Source organism: Streptomyces sp. NPDC003720, from assembly GCF_042875075.1.
Classification (GTDB): Bacteria; Actinomycetota; Actinomycetes; order Streptomycetales; family Streptomycetaceae; genus Streptomyces.
Genome location: NZ_JBIANZ010000006.1, coordinates 380359 through 397688, shown reverse-complemented (window position 1 = coordinate 397688; position 17330 = coordinate 380359). Strand labels below are relative to the sequence as shown.

Sequence of the window (17330 nt, the reverse complement as noted above, 5' to 3'; positions counted from 1 at the left end):
AGAGCCATGTTGGACGGAGGACCCACCTCCCGCGACGGAGAGAACGGGTCCGGTCCGGGCCCGCACCCCGCCGGGGCACGGCACCGGCTGAAGTCCGGGCACTTCCTGCGACTCGCTCGGGGCGGCGGCGGCCGGGACGCCGTCGCCGCCCTCCGTTCGGCCCAGCGCAGCCGCCGGCTGGTGCTGCTGCGGGTACTGGTGGAGGCCGTGGACGGGCACGGCCCGGAACCCGGGACGCTGCCCCCGGCGCAGGCGGCCTGGGACCTGCTGGCCAGGGCCGAGACGGCCGACCCGGCGGCCGTGGAGGCCGTCCTGCTCCACCCGAGCGTGGGCAGCTGGCTGGCGCGCACCCTGCGGGGCCTGCGCGCCGAGGCCGGCCGGGACCGCCCGCGCGCGGCCCTGCGGGACGCCGGGCACGTGCACTGCGTCGCCGCGGCGGCGGCCCTCGGAGCCGGCGTGCCCTTCCGTACTCCCGTCCCGCTCACGGACGACGCCGTGATGTTCCCGTCCCTGGGCTGCGCGAGGTTCGACCGGACCCCCGCCGAACCCGTCGCCGTGGCCTACCGGGACGAGGCGGGCGCCGGTGTGCGCTGCTCCTCGGGCACCGTCCCGTTACCCGGCGACCTCACCCGGGACGCCCCCGGCTGGTGGGCGCTGCGGCGTCTGGGGTCGCCCGGCGCCGGGCCGCGCGCCGCGCCGCTGCTGGACGACCTGGACCCGTGGCGGCACTTCCTGCGCCGCCTGCCCGTCGAACGGCTCGACGACGCGGAGGCGGCCCACTGGCAGAGCCTCTTCGAGGCCGCCTGGCCCCTGGTCGCCGGACAGCGCCGCATCGACCCCGAGGGGATCGCGGCCTGTCTGCTCGCCATCACCCCCCTGCCCGACCGCAGCCCCGCCGACGTCTTCAGCGGCAGCGACCCCGAGGCGTACGGGGGAGTGCTGATGACGAAACCGGCCACACCGGCCGAGCTGGCCGTGGCCCTGGTCCACGAGGCGCAGCACAGCAAACTCAGCGCGCTGATGGACATGACCGCACTGCTGCGCGGCGGTCTCGAGGAGACCCACTACGCGCCCTGGCGCGCCGACCCCAGGCCGCTGCGCGGGATGCTGCACGGGGTGTACGCCTTCCTGGGCGTGGCCACCTTCTGGCAGACCGTCCGCGAGCGGCCCGGCCTCACGGACCCTGAACGCGCGTCGGCCGACCTGGAGTTCGCGCTGCGCCGGGGACAGGTCGAGGAAGGGCTGCGCACCCTCTGGGCCGGGGCGGACCTCACCGCGGCCGGTGAGCACTTCCTGCGCGGCGTCGAGGAGTCCCTCACCGCCCTGCTGAAGGAACCCGTGCCCGCGGCGGCTGCCTCGGCCGCCCAGGAGGCCCGCGACGACCACCGGATCGTCTTCCGGCTCTCCCAACTGCAGTGCGACACCGGGCAGATCGAGGCCTGGGCCGACACGGTCGCCGACGGCGCGCCGCCACCGCGCCGCCTCCCCGGCGCCCGCCCGCGTACGGCGCCGGTCGCGGCGGAGATCCGGACCCGGCTGGTGCGCATCCGCGTCCGCGACCCGGAGCGCTTCGCACGGCTGCGCGCGGACCCGGCGGCCGTCGGGGCCTCGGACACGGACCACGCCTGGGCCGCCGGCGACCGCGGCCGGGCCCTCACCGGCTACCGCCGGCAGGTGGCCGAGCACCCCGGCGACCCGGTCGCCTGGGCCGGTCTGGCCCTCAGCCTCCCCGCGGGCCCGTCCCGCGACGCCCTGCTGCACCGCCCCGAACTGGTGGCCGGCGTGCACCGCGAACTGCTGCGCCGGGGCCGCCCCGAGACCCCGGAGACCGTCGCCGCCCGCATCGCGCGGGCGGCGGACCTCACCGGCCGGCCCGTCTGACCGGACGGGCCGGCCGGGCCCCGCCGGGCGGCGGCCCGGCGGGGCGGGTCAGCGGTGGACCTCGACGTCGCAGTCCGCGCGCATGCCGCGGGCGCAGCCCACGGTGGCGGGGTGGCTGTTGCCGAGGACGGAGCGGTAGCGCTCCAGCGTGGCGGTGTGCAGGCGCTGGGCCTCCTCGGCGCGGCCGAGTGCGCGCAGGTCGAGCGAGAGGTTCATCGAGCAGGCGAGGGTGGCCGGGTGGTCGTCGCTCAGCCGGGCCTGGCACTGGGGGAGGGTGCGTTCGTCGATCGCGAGGGCCTCGGTGTAGTCGGCGAGGGCGTAGTGGTCGCTGGCGAGGTTGATGGCGATGCCCAGGGAGGCGGGGTGCTCCTCGCCGAGCGCCGCGCAGTGCGCCGCGTAGGTGTCCTTGTCCTCGGCGAGCGCCTCGTCCACCTCGCCGATCAGCCGCCGGGTCACCGACAGGTCGGCGGCGGCGGCGAGGGCGTAGGGGTGGCGGGAGCCCAGCAGGTCGCGCAGGGTGTTCAGGCACTGGACGCCCACCGCGCGGGCGCGGTCGAGGTCGGCGTTCTGGCGCAGATCCATGGAGAGGTTGAGGACGGTGGCCGCGACGTTGAGGTTCCGCTCGCCGAACTTGCCGCGGTACAGGCGCAGGGTCTCCTCGTTCAGTTCCAGCGCGCCGGCGTGGTCGCCGGCCTTGCGGCGGGCGACGGCCAGGGTACGGGCGGCGATCAGGCTGACCGGGGCGGAGCGGTCCTTGATGACGTGCCGGACGCGCTGCAGGGTCTCCTCCTGCATCTCCCGGCTGCGCAGGTAGTCGCCGGACTCCCGAACGTCGATCGAGAGGTTGCTGGTGATGAGCAGGGTCAGCAGGGCGTCGTAGCCCAGGGAGCGGTTGGCCGCGTCCCGGGCCTGGGTGTCGATGTCCAGCGCCCGGGTGTACCGGCCGACCAGCCGGAGGGCGAGGGCGTAGTCGTTGGCGGCGGCCAGCAGCGTCGGGTCGCCGTCCTCGAAGACCCGCACGGCCCGGCGCCAGCGGTCCTCCTCCAGCTTCACCGAGGCGTCGAAGTCGCCCCTGACCTGGGTGCTCTGGGAGACCGCGCCGATCGCGGCGAGGGTGTCGGGGTGGTCCTCGCCGACGCTCTCCCGCAGCAGCCGCAGGCTTCGGTCGTTGAGTTCCGAGGCCTCCCGGAAGTGGCCCAGGGCGCGCAGCGTGTGGCCGAGGGTGCCGGCGACGTTGAGCGTCTGCAGATCGGCCTCGCCGCGCCGGCCGTTCCAGGTCTCGACCACCTCGCGGCCGTACTCGGCGCAGGTGAGGTGGTCGCCCGAGCGGTACAGGTAGCGGATGAGGTTGACCACCATGTCGCGCACCCAGCCGTCGTCGCAGTCCAGGGCGCGGGAGAACCGGGCGTGGACGAGCAGTTCGGCGTACCGGGGCCAGTTGCCGGCCGCCACGTCCAGCGGGTCGGCGTTGGCCAGCAGGATGTGGGCCGCGTGCCGCATGTCGGCCTGCTCCTGCGGGGACATGCGGCCCACCAGCACGGCCCGCACCAGGCGGTGCATCTGGATGGTGCTGTCCCGGTGGTTGATCTTGATGAGGGAGTACCGGTTGATCTCCCGGAGCGCCTCGCCCAGCCTGACCGGGCTGCGCAGCACCTGGGTCAGCTCGGCGGGCAGCTCCACGCCGCGCACGCCCACGAAGATCCGGCGGGGGATGGGCTCGGGAGCGAAGAACGAGCAGACCTGCAGGAGCTGATGGGCTCCGGGGTGCCGTTCGGCCAGCCGGCCGAGGGACATGTTCCAGGCGGCGGCGACCGGCTCCGGGTAGTCCACCGGGACCCCGGCGGCGAGCAGTTCGCTGCGCTGGGAGTCGAGGTCGGCGCGTTCGTCCTCGAAGATGTGCAGGTACTCGTCGACCGGCATCCCGGTCTCCGACAGCCAGGCGGCGGCCTGCTCCAGGGCGAGCGGCAGATTGCCCAGGGCCTGGGCGATCCGGGCCGCCTGCTCCGGCTGGAGTTCCGGGCCGCGCCGGGCGAGCAGCTCGATGCTCTCCTCGGTGGTGAACACGTCGATGTCGACCGTCCGCGCGATGCGGCCCCACTGGGCGTTGCGCGAGGTCACCAGGATCCGGCCGGTGTTCTGGGCGGGGAAGAAGCGCCGCACCGCCTCGGGGTCCTCGGCGTTGTCGAAGACCAGCATCCAGCGGCGGTAGGGGCGGCCGGAGGCCAGCGCGGAGAGCACCGTCGCGATGGTGATCTCCTGCTCGCCGCCCGTCTCCAGGCCGAGGGCCGCGCCCAGCTGGGTGAGCGACTGGCGGATCTGCTCCGGGCGCTCGGCGGAGATCCACCAGATGACGTCGTACTCCGACGCGTGCTGGTGCACGTACTCGATGGCGATCTGCGTCTTCCCGACCCCGCCCAGGCCGTGCAGCGCCTCGGGCAGCACGGCGGTCGCGCCCTCCGTGGTCAGTCTCTGGTGGAGCGCCGCGAGTTCCCTCGCCCGCCCGGTGAAACTCGGGTTCCGGGGCTGGACGTTCCACACGGCGGGATCTCCGGCCCGGCGCTCCTCCGTCGGCGGCGCGCTCCGGACGAGGGGGACTGACACTGGTGCTCCTTTTATCGAATCATCGGGTGCGTCGGGTAAGTCGCGTATGTCGGTCGGCGGCGCGTCCGCCGTGCGATCGCTCGCCGCTCCGGCTTGGGGTCGATCCGTGCCCGAATTACGGCTATTGGTCACGTTTATCACCTCAGACTGGTCGGTCTGGGCCGGAAGAGCGGAAGTGGACTGCTCCAAGCGGCTTCGGAGCACGCGCGAGGATTCCAGATAGGGGCCGCTCAGTGCCCTGGTCACCTTCACCTGAACGTGGGCGTACGGGATGAGCCGTTCGGGTAACGGCAGGTCGCCCGGAGCGGCCCGCGGGTCGTCCAGCAGCGCCCCGAGCTCCCGCAGCGGCTGCCACTTGCGGCCCAGCCGCTCCAGGGTGCTGCGCAGCAGATAACGCGTCTCGTCCCGGGACCCGGCCGCCGAAAGCATCAACTCGCGCACGCCGTCGTGGAATTCGTAGGCGACGTCCAGCTCGTCGAGCGGGTCGGCGCCGACCCTGCGCAGCAGGCCGCCCAGCATGACCTCGGCCAGTTCGCCGGGTCCGGAGCGCGTTCCGCCGGCCCGGAGGACGTGCTCCATGGTGGGGATGTTGAGCGGGATCGCGGCCAGGCGCGCGGCCAGTTCCCAGGCCGCCGGGCTCGCGTCGGCCCGGAACCGCGACACCCGCTCCATCGGGTCCCGCGGCGGCTCCGCCGCCGCCTCCGGGTCCGGGTGGCGGCCGGCGCCGGGGGAGGTCACCCACACGTCGTGCGCGCCGGCCGCCAGCCCCGTGGCCAGCCGGGCCCAGCGGCCGAGCCACGCCGGGGCCAGTTCCAGCACTGGGACGACCGCCGTGTCCGTGCCGCCGCGCACCTGCCAGGTGCTGTTGGGCGCGCCGGGCCCCGGGACGCGGACCCGGGCCAGGTGGGCGGGCAGCCCGGTGCGGTGCCACACGGGCTCGCCCAGCACGTTCACCACGGCCACCGAGGCGTGCCGGGCCCACTCCGCGAGCAGCCGGGCCGCCCGTCCGCCGCGCCAGCCGGGCCCGACGCCGTCGGTCACCAGGAACACCACCTGGCGCCCCCGGTCGGGCGGCCGCACGGTCAGCGGCGAACGCCCGACGCGCCAGGGCGGTTCGGACTCCGCCAGCCGGTCCCCGTCGAGGGTGTGCACCCGGATGTCGCGGAACGCGCCGGTGTGCCGCAGGACCTGCTCGAAGTCGGCCACCGTGCGCCGCCACACGGTCATCGACGAACTGACGTCGGCGACCAGCACGGCGTCCATCCACCGCTCGCGCAGCGGCCGGAACTGGGGGATCCAGCGGAGGCTGAGCGCCGTGGAGTCCGCGGTCGCCTCCTCGTCCAGCTCGGTCCGCGTGGCCGACGCGGTGGCCCGCTTGAAGGGGCGTAACGCCCGGGCCAGCTCACGGGACCGGATCGCGGGCCAGGCCGCCCGGTGCACCGGCGCGTGCGGACCGCCGGCGGACGGGGCGCCGTCCGGCGCCGGCCCGGCCGGGGCGCCGAGCAGCGCGTCGGCCCGCGCGGCGCCGTCCGGGTCCGGGGCGTACGCCCGCGGATCCGTCTCGCCCCGGGCGTCCTGCTCGGGCGGCGCGGGGGACGGCGGGGCGCCGTGGTCCTCCTCCGCCCCCTGGGCGTCGGCCGGCGGGGGTTCGGCCGCCTCCGGCTCGGGCCGGGGCGGAGGGCGGTCCGCCGCCCGCTCGCCGGTGCCCTCGCCCGCCCCGACGGCCAGCAGGACCAGCGCGTCGGCGATCTCGGACCACGAGGCGCCGAACGATCCGGGGTCCCCGGGGACCGGTTCGGTGCCGTCGTCTCGCGTCACGGCTCTCTCACGCCGTCGAGCCGGTGCCAGACGGCCCGCAGCAGTGCCTCCCAGTCGGCGCCACGGGAGTAGGCGCCGGACGTCGCGAGCCAGATGGAGTTGAGCAACTGGTCGGTGGCCAGGCCGTTCTCCTGCGCGCTGCGCTCGGCGAACAGGCGGATGAGCTCGGCGACCCGCGGATCGTCGTCCCGCGACCCGAGGTGCGCGGCCACGATGTCGGCCAGCCGGTCCCGCTCGGGCTCCCTGACGTGCAGATGCAGACAGCGGCGCAGGAAGGCGGGCGGGAACTCCCGTTCGTCGTTGCTGGTGACGACGACGAGCGGGAACTCCCGGCAGCGGACCCGGCCGTCCCGGATCAGGACCGTGCGGTCGGGGTCGTCGGACCGCACCTCCACCACCGGCCGGTGGCCGCGCAGCCGGGCCAGCTCGGGAATGGTGAACTCGCCCGCCTCGAAGACGTCGAGCAGGTCGTTCGGCAGGTCCATGTCGCTCTTGTCGAACTCGTCGACGAGCAGCACCCGGGGGAGCGCGTGGGGCAGCAACGCCGTGCCGAGCGGACCGAGTTCGAGGAACGCGCCGATGTCGGACGACGGCGCCCCACCGTCGCCGGACGGTGCGCCGTCGGCGGCCGCGGGCCGGGAGTCCGACGTGGCCGCCGCGTGGATCCGGCCCACGGCGTCGTAGCGGTACAGACCGGAGGAGAGGGTGGTCCGGGAGGTGACGGGCCAGCGCAGCACCCGTCCCAGCCCCAGCTCGCGGCTGATCCGGTAGGCCAGCGACGACTTGCCCGTGCCGGGGCGGCCGGTGACCAGCAGCGGACGGCGCAGGATCAGCGCCGCGTTCACCAGGTCGACCTCGGTGGGGTCGGCCACCATGCCCTCGCGGGTCGTCCCCAGTCTGCGCCGCAGCTCGGCCTCGTCCTGCGGCGGCGCGGGCGGCTCCACCGACGCCGGCGCCCCGCCGGTCCCCTCCCCGTCCGCGGAGGCGGAGGAACCCGTGAACGTCCGCCAGGGCGGGGCGGCGGGCAGTACGTCGGCCAGCTCGATGTCGTGCAGCGGCAGGCCGGTGCCCCGGTAGATCCACCACGGCCGCGGAAGGCGCGCGGAACCCGCCCCCGTGCCGTTCCCCTCGATTTGGGCAGCGCCGGTCATCGACCGTCCACCCCCTGGTCCGGTCCCGTCAACGGCTGAGGGCTCTCGACCGGCCTCGTCGGGTCGTCCCACAGGAGTACCAGATGGTGCCCCGGATGATCGTCGCGGCCGTTCAAGGAACCCCCGTGGGCTTCGGTTCGCAATTCTGTCACGGCCTCGCGGAGGCCTGAAAGGTCGCGGAGCAACGCGTTGTCGGACTGAACAACGTCCGGCGGTGTGCTCAGGTCACGTGTGTCCCGTGAATCCCAGAGGAGGGCGGGAACCCCGCACCTCAGGGCGACGAGTGCTTCCTGCGCCCCCTCGCCGCCGCCCTCCGGCGGCCGGGACAGCACGAGGCAGCCGACCGACCTGTCCCCCTTCAGCCGGGCGTCGAGAGCGGAGACGTCCCCGGGCCGCGGGTCCTCGGCCCGCCGTCCGCCCACCACCAGCGGGCGGACCAGCTCGGGGGTGTCCCGGACGGCCGCCCAGCGCTGCCGCCAGGGCCGGTACCAGCGAGGTGTCCGGCTGCGCTGCAGGCTGCGCACGACGACGCAGTACCCGACGCTCAGGTACGACACCGGATCGCTGTCCAGTTCGGTGCGGAAGCGGTGCACCGGCAGGTTGAGGTCGTCCGTGCCCAGCAGGAACTCCACGTGGATGCGGTCGGCGTCCCGGGCCCAGTCCTCGTCGGCCGCGAACACCAGCCGCTCGACCTCGCGTTCCGCCTCGGCCGCCGTCACCTCCACGCTTCCCTCCTGACGCGGACGCCAGGAGTCCGGGGCGTCCGGGTCGTAGTGGCGCCAGGAGGTGAGCAGATAGCGCCCCGGTTCCTCCCGGCGCAGCAGCCGCACCACCAGATAGGCGTTGCCCGGCTCGGGGCTGGACGCGTAGGCGGCCTGCTGCCGCAGGCTGCGCAGCTCGGTCAGCAGGGACAGGGCCTGCGCCTGGGCGTCGTTCCAGGCCCGCAGCGTGAAGCTGCGGTCGTGCGGCGCCTCGGCGGCCACGTACTCGACGAAGGCCAGGGTGGGAGGCAGCCCGTCCGGGCGGGCGTTGAGCCGGCTCAGTCCCTCGAAGGCGCTCCAGGCGTCGGGGTAGGGGGGAACCGGCCGCAGATCGGCGACCGCCCTGCGGCACAGGGCGGGCAGATTGGGCGGCGCGAGCCCGTCGAGCAGCGGCCGCAGCGACAGGACCTCGTCGACCGGCAGCGCGGGGTCGGCGAGCAGGTCGTCGGTGAGCGCCCGGATCTCGTCGACGTCCTCGCCGAACGCCCGGAGCGCCTCCAGCAGCGCCCGCATGGTCCTCGGGTTCTCCAGGCACACCGAGGCGAGCTCCAGGAGGAAGTAGTGCGCCACGTCGTACTCCCGGACCGGAGCGGGCGCGCCCAGCTCCTTGGCCATGAGCCGCAGGCACAGCGCCCTGGAACCGCGCTCCTGTAAGCTCGCACACCTGCCCAAGGCTTCCGCAAACTCCCGTACGAGTCCGAGACCGCCGCCCCCGTAGGCAGTCATCTCTCATCCCTTCGTGGCCGTGCACTCTTCCACAGCCCTCGGCCCGGGCCAAGCGGTTCCGGTGAACGCCCGGCAACTGTTCATTTTCGTCAACACGCCTGTCACTCAGATAAGTTGACGAGCCATCAAATAGCTCCGCACCTCCTCGACCGCCGGGGTCCCGGGCCACAGCGCGTCCAGCGCCTCCATCAGCGGCTCCCACCCCCGCATCGACTCGCAGGTCCGCAGCAGCGACAGCGCCTCCAGGCGGACGCTGTGCTGGCGGCTGGTGAGGACGCCGATGCCGGGCAGGGCGTCCAGGAACTGCTGCCAGGCGGCGGGTGCGCCGATGCCGGGCACGTCCAGCAGCAGCGTCGTCAGTTCACCCAGTTGCCGGGTGGACAGGGCCGCGCCCCGGGGCGTTCGCGCCGACCGCGGCGGGACGCCCGGGGTGTCCGGAGAGCCCGGGACGCCCGGGGCGTCCACGGTGCCCGGAGCGCCCGCGGCCTCCAGCGAGGCCAGCAGCTCGAAGGCGAACGCCGCCGCGTGGCGGGCGGCGACCGGCTGCCAGTGGGTGTCGTGGGCCGCGTCCTTGTCGCCCAGCAGATCGGACACGCCCCGGACAACGAGGGCCTGCACCCGGGGGTTGGTCCGGGCCGCCGTGAGCAGACCCAGCCCCTCCGTCTCCACGGCCAGCGTGTCGCCGGCGACCTCGGCGAGCAGCCTGCCGGACGCGGACTCGGCGTGCGCGACGACCTTCGAACCGGCGGCCAGGGCGCCGACGTACGCGGCCGGCGTCTCCGCGGGCGGCGGCGCGATACGGCCCTGCCAGCGCCGGTCGGCCGCGACCAGCCGGGCCCGCTGCACCAGGGCGAAGGCGGACGGCCAGGACTTGACCCGGGGCCGGAAGACGCCCCGCTCGTCCCGGCCGCTCTCGTAGCCGTACACGGTGTCCGCCACGACCACGTCCCCGAGCCGCGCGTCCTTGCGGCCGCCCGCGACCCCCACCAGGAGCAGGACCCGGGGACGCAGCCGGGCGATCGCCCGTTCGGCCAGCACCGCCGCCAACTCGTTTCCCTGCCCGGCGAGTTGGACGCCGACGGTGAGCCGGCCGTGGTGCCCGGCGAAGTGGCCGGTCTCGTGGACCGCGCCGTCGGCCGTGCGCCGGTCGCGGCCGGGTTCCAGATGACCGACGACGGCCAGGTACTCGCATTCGATCGCCGTCAGCACGAACGCGTCGACCCTCTCCGCCCGCACCGACCGCCCCCTCCCCGTGCCCGGACCCCCATGGTGAGGTATCCGCGTGACCAGGGGAACCGTCCGGACGGCACGCACTCGTCCACCGCCGTGCCGCGACGGCCGACGTCTAGACTCTCCCGGCAACGGCCGAGACTTCGCCAGAACCGAAGGGTGCGCAACCTCTTGATACGGATCGACGCAGTCACCAAGCGATACCCGGACGGCACGGTGGCCGTCGACCGGCTCTCCCTGGACATCCCGGACCGCGCGATCACCGTCCTGGTCGGGCCCTCCGGCTGCGGCAAGACGACGACGCTGCGGATGATCAACCGGATGGTCGAGCCCACCGAGGGCGCCATCCTCCTCGACGGCCGGGACATCCGGCAGCAGCCGGTCAACACCCTGCGCCGCTCGATGGGGTACGTCATCCAGAACGCCGGTCTCTTCCAGCACCGCACCATCGTCGACAACATCGCCACCGTGCCCCGCCTGCTCGGCTGGGGCAAGCAGAAGGCGCGGGCCCGGGCGGCGGAGCTGATGGAGCGGGTCGGACTCGACACCTCGCTGGCCAAGCGGTACCCGTACCAGCTCTCCGGGGGCCAGCAGCAGCGGGTCGGCGTGGCCCGGGCCCTCGCCGCCGACCCACCGGTGCTGCTGATGGACGAGCCCTTCTCCGCCGTCGACCCGGTCGTGCGCAAGGGACTCCAGGACGAACTCCTGCGCATCCAGAACGAACTGGGCAAGACCATCGTCTTCGTCACCCACGACATCGACGAGGCGATCAAGCTGGGCACGACGGTCGCCGTACTGCGGACCGGCGGCAGGCTCGCCCAGTTCGCCCCGCCCGCCGAACTGCTCAGCGCCCCCGCCGACCCGTTCGTCGAGGACTTCCTCGGCGCCGACCGGGGCATCCGCCGGCTGTCCTTCTTCACCTCCGCCGGGCTGGAGCTGCAGACCGGGCCGGTCGTCCCGCTCGACGCCGACGCCGAGCGGCTGGCCGCCGGCGGCCCGGCCCCCTACCGCCTCGTGACGGACGCCGACGGCAGGCCGCTGGGCTGGGGCGCGCCGGACGACCTCACCGCCGGGCGGATCGACCGGGACCGGCTGCTGTCGTACGGGCGGCCGTTCCGGCCCGGCACCGACTCGCTGCGCACCGCGCTCGACGGGGCCGTGCTGTCGCCGTCCGGCTGGGCCGTGGCGGTGGACGGCGAGGGGCGTGCCGTCGGCGTGGTCTCCCAGCAGGTCATCGGCGAGGCGATCCGCGCCGCCCACACCGAGGACCGCCTGGGCGACAAGGCCGGGCGATGAACGGCTTCTTCGACATCCCGAGCGACCTCCAGTACGGCTACTTCGGCCTGATCGGCCTGCATCTGCGCGAGGCGCTGCTGCCGGTGCTGGCCGGGTTGCTGGTCGCGCTGCCCGTCGCCCAGCTCTGCGTGCGGTTCCGCTGGCTCTACGCGCCCGTGTTCGGCGTGACCACGGTGCTCTACGCCGTCCCGTCGCTGGCGTTCTTCGTGCTCCTCATCGACTACACCGGCATGACCGAGACCACGGTGATGATCCCGCTGGCGGTGTACAGCCTGGTGGTGCTGGTCCCCGCGATCGTGGACGGCGTCCGCTCGGTGCCGCCGGAGACGCTGGCCGCCGCCACCGCCATGGGTCTCGGGCCCGTACGGCGCTACCTCCAGGTGCAGTTGCCCATCGCGGTGCCGGCCATCATCGCGGGCCTGCGGGTCGCCGCCGTGTCGAGCATCTCCCTCGTCAGCATCGGCATGCTGATCGGCAACCAGGGCGCGCTCGGCAACCTGCTCAACGACGCCCAGATCTACCACCGGCCGCCGCTCGCGGTGAACTCCGTGCTGACCACCGCCGTGCTGGGCATCCTCGTGGACGCCGCGCTGGTCCTGGTCCGTGCCCTGCTGACCCCCTGGATGCCGCGGAAGGGTGCCACCCGGTGAACGTATTCGACTTCGCCCACGCCTTCTTCGGCGACGGCGCCCACTGGCACGGCCAGGACGGCATCCCCACCCGGGTCGGCGAGCACATCCTGTACTCCCTGGAGGCCGTCGGGATCGCCGCCGTGATCGGGCTGCCGATCGGACTGGTGACCGGCCACCACGGGCGCGGCGGCAACGCGCTGGCGTCCATCGCCACCGCGGGCCGGGCGCTGCCCACCTTCGGCCTGCTGGTGCTGATGTTCACCTGGTTCGGCTTCGGCCTGCTGCCGGTGATGATCCCGCTGGTGGCGCTCGCCGTACCGCCGATCCTCGTCACCTCCTACGAGGCGGTCCGCTCCGTCGACCCGCCGCCGGTGGACGCCGCGCGGGGCATGGGAATGCCGGAGGCCCGGATCCTGCTGCAGGTCGAGCTCCCGGTGGCGCTCCCGCTGATCCTCAGCGGTCTGCGCACGGCGGCCATCCAGGTCGTCTCCACGGCCACCATCGCCGCCTACGTCAGCTTCGGCGGCCTCGGCCGGTACATCATCGACGGCCTGGCGCAACGGGACTACGAGAAGGTCGTCGGCGGCGCCACCCTGGTCGTCGGGATGGCGCTGGCCACCCTGGGGGTGTTCTGGGCCGTGTCCCGGATCGCGGTCTCGCCGGGGGTGCGCAGGAGCGGCTGAGCCGGGTCCGTCACGATGCGCCCCCAACCGGTCGCGGATCGAAGCCAATCGGTGACCCGGGATCACTTGACTGAGTCAGAACCGGCTGGATTGGATCGGTGAGTGACTTCCACTTACCGCATCAGCAGGTCCATCCGGAGGAACCGAGGAGCGGCCGTCGCCGCCCTCGCGGCGGCGACGGCGCTGCTGGCGGGATGCAACTCCTCCGACGGCAAGGCCGACAACCCCCTGACGGACAGCAACACGAGTGGCGACAGCGTCGTCGTCGGATCCAACAACTTCGCCGAGAGCATCCTGCTCGCGGACATCTACGGCGAAGCCCTCAAGGCCAAGGGAATCAAGGTCACTTACAAGCCGAACATCGGCAGCCGGGAGACCACCTACGGTCTGCTCAAGAACGGTTCGGTCACCGTCCTGCCGGAGTACAACGGCGCGCTGCTGGCCTACCTGGACCCGAAGGCGGCTCCCAAGACGCTGGAGGCGACCACCTCGGCGATCGAGGCCAAGCTGCACTCGAAGCTGACCCTGCTCAAGCCCTCGCCCGCCGAGGACAAGGACTCGATCACGGTCAACGCGGCCACCGCCAAGAAGTACGGCCTCACCGACAAGTCCTCGATCGCCGACCTGAAGGACGTGGCGAAGGACCTGGCCATCGGCGCCTCGCCGGAGTTCCAGACCCGCCGGCAGGGCCTGGTCGGCCTCAAGTCCGTCTACGGGCTGCAGTTCAAGTCCTTCAAGGCGCTGGACGCGGGCGGTCCGCTCACCCAGGCCGCGCTGAAGAAGAACGCCGTGCAGGCCGCGGACATCTTCACCACGGACCCGACCATCTCCAAGGAGAAGTTCGTCGTCCTGCAGGACCCGAAGAACCTCTTCGGGTTCGAGAACGTGCAGCCGCTGGTCCGCAAGGGTGAACTCTCCCAGAAGGGCGTCGACGCCCTCGACGCCGTCTCCGCCAAGCTGGACACGGCGACCCTGCTGAACCTGGACACCCAGGTGCAGTCGCAGAACAAGGACCCGCTGGACGTGGCCAAGGCCTGGCTGGAGTCCGCCGGTCTGAGCTGACCCCCGGACGCCCGGTTCCCGGCAGGCCTAGACGGGTTCCCCGGACGTCCGTACCGGTTCGCCGGCGCCCTGGGCCGCCGCCGCCCGTGCCTCCGCACGGCGCAGGCGGCGGCTCGCCCGGGCCGGCTGGTCGGGCAGCCAGCCGAAGGTGAGGCAGCTCCCGACGGCGCCGAGCAGCAGGCCGACCAGGAAGCCGCCCAGGTTCGAGGTGAGCCAGCTCCCCAGGGACAGCAGGATCCCGGTGAGGGAGTAGAAGATCCGCTGGCCCGGGCTGAAGAGGATCAGCAGACCGCAGATCGTCATCAGCGCCGGCAGCAGATAGCCCGCCAGGCCCTGCATGCCGACGTGCAGGATGACCGGGAGCGGCGCCTTCATGGTCACCAGGATCTCGACGCCGCCCAGCACCAGCAGCAGACCGCCCGCGAACGGCCGGCGCCCCCTCCACTGCCGGAAGCGGTTCACCGGGGGCAGCCGTCGGAGTCGAACCGCATGTGCAGGTTCGGCAGCTTGAACACGGCGGCGGTGGCCGCGTAGTTGTGCTGGTACAGGGCGGTGATGACGACCTTGTCGGCCTGCTGCCCGTAGACGCCCTTGGGGCCCTGGACGTCCGCCTTGTCGAAGGTGCTGGCGTCCCGGCCGATCTCGATGCCGTTGAACGTGGCGTTGCCCTTGATGTCGTCGGAGTCGATGGCCAGGTTCGACACGGCGACCGGCTTGGAGCCGCCGCCGGCGGTGAGCACGAGCTGGATGCCGCCGAGGTCGACGCTCTGGCAGAGGTTGGTCAGGGTGCCGTCCTTCACCACCGAGGTGACGACCAGCTCCTGGCCGCCCGTGTCCCCCTGGTTCGGGCTGTCCTCGATCATGTTGTCCAGCGCGCCGAACTGCTCGAAACCGGTGCCCTCCAGCTTGTCCGCGGTGACCACGAACGGCATGCCGGAGATGGCGAACTGGACGCCCAGCGCTCCTTGCGCGGTCAGGATCGCGAGGCCGGCGGCGACCAGGGTGGCCGGCACCGCCATCACGGCGGCCCTGCGCGCCCGGACCCGCCCCCGGCTGGGGCTGTCCGGCGCTCCGGGGGAATCGCTTGCCGCGTTCTCGGGGGTGCTGCCGGCGGACGACGGGTCCGGTGACGAGGTCATCTGTCTGCTCCCATGGGCGTGGATCGGTACGGATCGGGCTCCAGTGGTGCGCTGTCCTGGCGCGGACGGGGCTGTCGCGCGTACGCCTCCTCGCACTCCCGGCGGATGCAAGGGCTTTCTCGTTACGCGTCAGTAGCCTTCTCGGAAGTTACCGCCGGTTACTTTGAAGGGTCAAGGGAGTTGTGAAAATAGGGTGTCGACGGTGCGGTCACGCGGCAACTGCTGTGTGACGTCTTGACGTTGACGGTGCATCAGGTCTAAAACTCTGCCTGGTTTCCCCTGGATCCGTGGCGCCGGATCCGCCGAGCGGCGTCGGCCGCGTTCCCGGCCTCTTTCGATTCACCGCTCCGCCCGGCAGCACGCCTGCCCGGTACGCACCACGCTCTTCGCGCCCTGCCAAGCCCTGCCCCGCCGCGGTCCGGCCGTCCGGCCCGGTCGGCAGGCCTCTTCCCGGCTCCGCGCCGGTCTCACCGATCGGCCGCCGTCGCCGGTCCGTCACGTACGGAGAAGGCGTGACGGACCGGCGACGGCGGCGGACCGGCAGGGGCGTCACGCCCCGGTACGCCGCCAGGCCCCATCCCTTCCGACGGCACCCCCAACCCCCCACCTCACCCCACGTCACCCCCACTTCGAAGAGAGGCACCCGCATGCGTACGCGCACCCTCCTCGCCCTGGCCGGAGCCGCCACCGCGCTCACCGTCGCCACCGCCGTCCCGTCCTCCGCGGCCGGCACCGCGGTCCTGACCACGGGCAGCGCCGGCGGCGCCGCTGCCGGAGTCGGCGACACCCTGACCGCGCCGCTGGCCTCCGGCACCTCCGCCACCCTCTACTCCAGCGCGACCGGCACCAGCGGCGTGAGCTGCAAGACCTCGCAGTTCACCGCCACGGTCGCCGACAACCCGGCCGCCCCCGGCACGGCCACCGAGTCGGTCACCGGCCACAGCTTCGACGCGAGCAGCTGCACCAGCAACGTCACCGGCGTGCTCGGCGTCAGCAGCATCGTGATCGACAACCTGCCCTACACCGCGACGGTCGGCTCCGCCGGCACCCTCACCGTCTCCCCGCCCAGCGGCTCCACCATCCAGACCACGGTCAAGCTGCGCACCCTGCTCGGCACCGTCACCTGTGTCTACCGGGCGGCGGGCCTGACCGGCACGGCGAGCAACAGCGACAGCAGCATCACCTTCACCAACCAGCAGTTCACCAAGTTCTCCGGCTCGTCCCTGTGCTTCGCCAACGGCTACTTCACCGCCAAGTACGCCCCCGTCACCGACGCCGGCGCCCGGGTCTACGTCAACTGAGCGCCACCTGAGCGGCGTTCAGCGCCGCCGTAGCCGCGGGACCAGCACCGCGCCCGCGACGAGCGCCAGCACCGCGGCGGCGCCGCCCGCCACCAACGGAGCCGAGGGGCCCGCGTCCGCGCGGGTCGCCTCGGCCACCGGCGTGCCGTCACCGGCGTCGGCCGACGGGGCGCCCTGCGTTCCCGCGCGAGCCCAGGGCGAAGCGGCGGCCGCCGCCGAGGGGTGGGCGGCCGGCGTCCGAGCGGGCCGGGGGCTCGCCGGCGCCTTCGCGGCCCCGGCGGTCCCCGGGGTGCTCGCCGCCGCGCCGGCCTTCTCCGGGAACACCACGTCCGAGCACGAGTAGTAGGTGTCCGGGGTGCTGGTGTTCTGCCAGATCGTGTACAGCATCTGACGCCCCGTCCGGTCCTCGGGCAGGGTGGCCCGCAGGTGGTACGCCCCGTTCGTCAGCGGCGGGTCCTTGATCTCCGCGAAGGGGCGGGTGGGCAGGTCGGACCAGGTCAGCGGCTTCGCCGGGTCGTACCCGGGCCGGGTGAGGTACAGCCGGAACGTACCGGTGTGCGCGATCGTGGAGGCGTACGTCATGGTGAGCCGGCCGCCCGGGATCAGGCGGGTCGCCGGCCAGTCCGCCCTGGGCAGGTCGAGCCCCCGGTAGGCGGGCAGGTTCCCGCTGCACAGTTTGCCGTCCGGGATCACCTGCCGGTCCCGCCCCGCCACGCCCGCCACGCGCAGGTTGTCCCACGCGGTGAACGGGGCGCCGTTCGCGGAGATCGCCGCCCGGCAGGCCGCGGTCCGGTTCGCGGCCCCGCCCTCGGGCGAGCAGGCGTACACCCTGCTGACCGGGTCCGTGGGGGCGCCGTGAGCCATGGCGGTCCCCGCCACCCAGGGCAGCAGCAGGAGCGGGGCAGCCGCGGCCGCGGCGGTGACGCTGAGGCGGGCGGTCATCCGAGTCATCCGGGACGTCTCCTCGGCGGGCGCGGGAACGAGGTCTGCCGCATCCAGTACGGCGGACGCGTCCGCCGCGTTCAGCACAGACCGCGTCGGCTGTTTTC

The 17330-nt window shown here is 73.5% G+C and carries 13 protein-coding genes; 6 read left to right on the top strand and 7 right to left on the bottom strand.

What is annotated here, in order from left to right:
• Positions 1-6: 6 nt before the first annotated feature.
• The gene (locus ACFYU0_RS19170; protein WP_389302590.1) at positions 7-1881 is read left to right on the top strand and encodes an HEXXH motif domain-containing protein; all 1875 of its coding nucleotides are present in this window, start codon (positions 7-9) and stop codon (positions 1879-1881) included.
• 48 nt (positions 1882-1929) lie between these two features.
• Here the strand turns inward: ACFYU0_RS19170 and fxsT are convergent, their stop codons facing one another.
• From fxsT to ACFYU0_RS19150, 4 genes are all read right to left on the bottom strand, one after another.
• Positions 1930-6300, bottom strand: coding sequence for an FxSxx-COOH system tetratricopeptide repeat protein (gene fxsT, locus ACFYU0_RS19165; protein WP_389302587.1), 4371 nt, complete (start codon positions 6298-6300; stop codon positions 1930-1932).
• Positions 6297-7451, bottom strand: coding sequence for an AAA family ATPase (locus ACFYU0_RS19160; protein WP_389302583.1), 1155 nt, complete (start codon positions 7449-7451; stop codon positions 6297-6299). Before ACFYU0_RS19160 ends, fxsT begins: the two co-directional genes overlap by 4 nt.
• Positions 7448-8938 carry a hypothetical protein gene (locus ACFYU0_RS19155; protein ID WP_351665784.1) on the bottom strand — a complete coding sequence of 497 codons (1491 nt, stop codon included), beginning with the start codon at positions 8936-8938 and terminating at the stop codon, positions 7448-7450. Before ACFYU0_RS19155 ends, ACFYU0_RS19160 begins: the two co-directional genes overlap by 4 nt.
• Before the next feature lie 105 nt (positions 8939-9043).
• Positions 9044-10174 carry a hypothetical protein gene (locus ACFYU0_RS19150; protein ID WP_389302580.1) on the bottom strand — a complete coding sequence of 377 codons (1131 nt, stop codon included), beginning with the start codon at positions 10172-10174 and terminating at the stop codon, positions 9044-9046.
• Between the two features lie 165 nt (positions 10175-10339).
• Between ACFYU0_RS19150 and ACFYU0_RS19145 the strand changes: the two genes are divergently transcribed.
• The 4 genes from ACFYU0_RS19145 (at position 10340) to ACFYU0_RS19130 (ending at position 13841) form a co-directional block, all read left to right on the top strand.
• The gene (locus ACFYU0_RS19145; RefSeq protein ID WP_389302807.1) at positions 10340-11464 is read left to right on the top strand and encodes an ABC transporter ATP-binding protein; all 1125 of its coding nucleotides are present in this window, start codon (positions 10340-10342) and stop codon (positions 11462-11464) included.
• Entirely contained in the window at positions 11461-12114 is a 654-nt protein-coding gene (locus ACFYU0_RS19140) for an ABC transporter permease subunit (RefSeq protein WP_351665780.1), read from the top strand. The genes ACFYU0_RS19145 and ACFYU0_RS19140 overlap by 4 nt, the downstream gene beginning before the upstream one ends.
• Positions 12111-12779, top strand: coding sequence for an ABC transporter permease (locus ACFYU0_RS19135; protein ID WP_351665778.1), 669 nt, complete (start codon positions 12111-12113; stop codon positions 12777-12779). The genes ACFYU0_RS19140 and ACFYU0_RS19135 overlap by 4 nt, the downstream gene beginning before the upstream one ends.
• Positions 12780-12881: 102 nt before the next feature.
• A complete protein-coding gene (locus ACFYU0_RS19130; protein ID WP_351665776.1) occupies positions 12882-13841 on the top strand; it encodes an ABC transporter substrate-binding protein in 960 nt (319 codons plus the stop codon).
• 27 nt (positions 13842-13868) lie between these two features.
• On the opposite strand, the gene ACFYU0_RS19125 is transcribed toward ACFYU0_RS19130, so the two are convergent.
• Complete coding sequence (locus tag ACFYU0_RS19125) at positions 13869-14303, bottom strand: DUF6114 domain-containing protein (RefSeq protein WP_389302576.1); 435 nt, start codon at positions 14301-14303, stop codon at positions 13869-13871.
• Positions 14300-14980 (bottom strand): DUF6230 family protein, encoded by a 681-nt coding sequence (locus ACFYU0_RS19120; RefSeq protein ID WP_389302573.1) that lies wholly within the window; start codon positions 14978-14980, stop codon positions 14300-14302. Before ACFYU0_RS19120 ends, ACFYU0_RS19125 begins: the two co-directional genes overlap by 4 nt.
• A 647-nt stretch (positions 14981-15627) precedes the next feature.
• On the opposite strand from ACFYU0_RS19120, the gene ACFYU0_RS19115 reads away from it, so the two are divergent.
• Positions 15628-16281 carry a Tat pathway signal sequence domain protein gene (locus ACFYU0_RS19115; RefSeq protein ID WP_351665770.1) on the top strand — a complete coding sequence of 218 codons (654 nt, stop codon included), beginning with the start codon at positions 15628-15630 and terminating at the stop codon, positions 16279-16281.
• Positions 16282-16299: 18 nt separating this feature from the next.
• Here the strand turns inward: ACFYU0_RS19115 and ACFYU0_RS19110 are convergent, their stop codons facing one another.
• Positions 16300-17232: a lytic polysaccharide monooxygenase gene (locus ACFYU0_RS19110; RefSeq protein WP_389302570.1), complete on the bottom strand. Its 933-nt coding sequence runs from the start codon at positions 17230-17232 to the stop codon at positions 16300-16302.
• Positions 17233-17330: the final 98 nt, after the last annotated feature.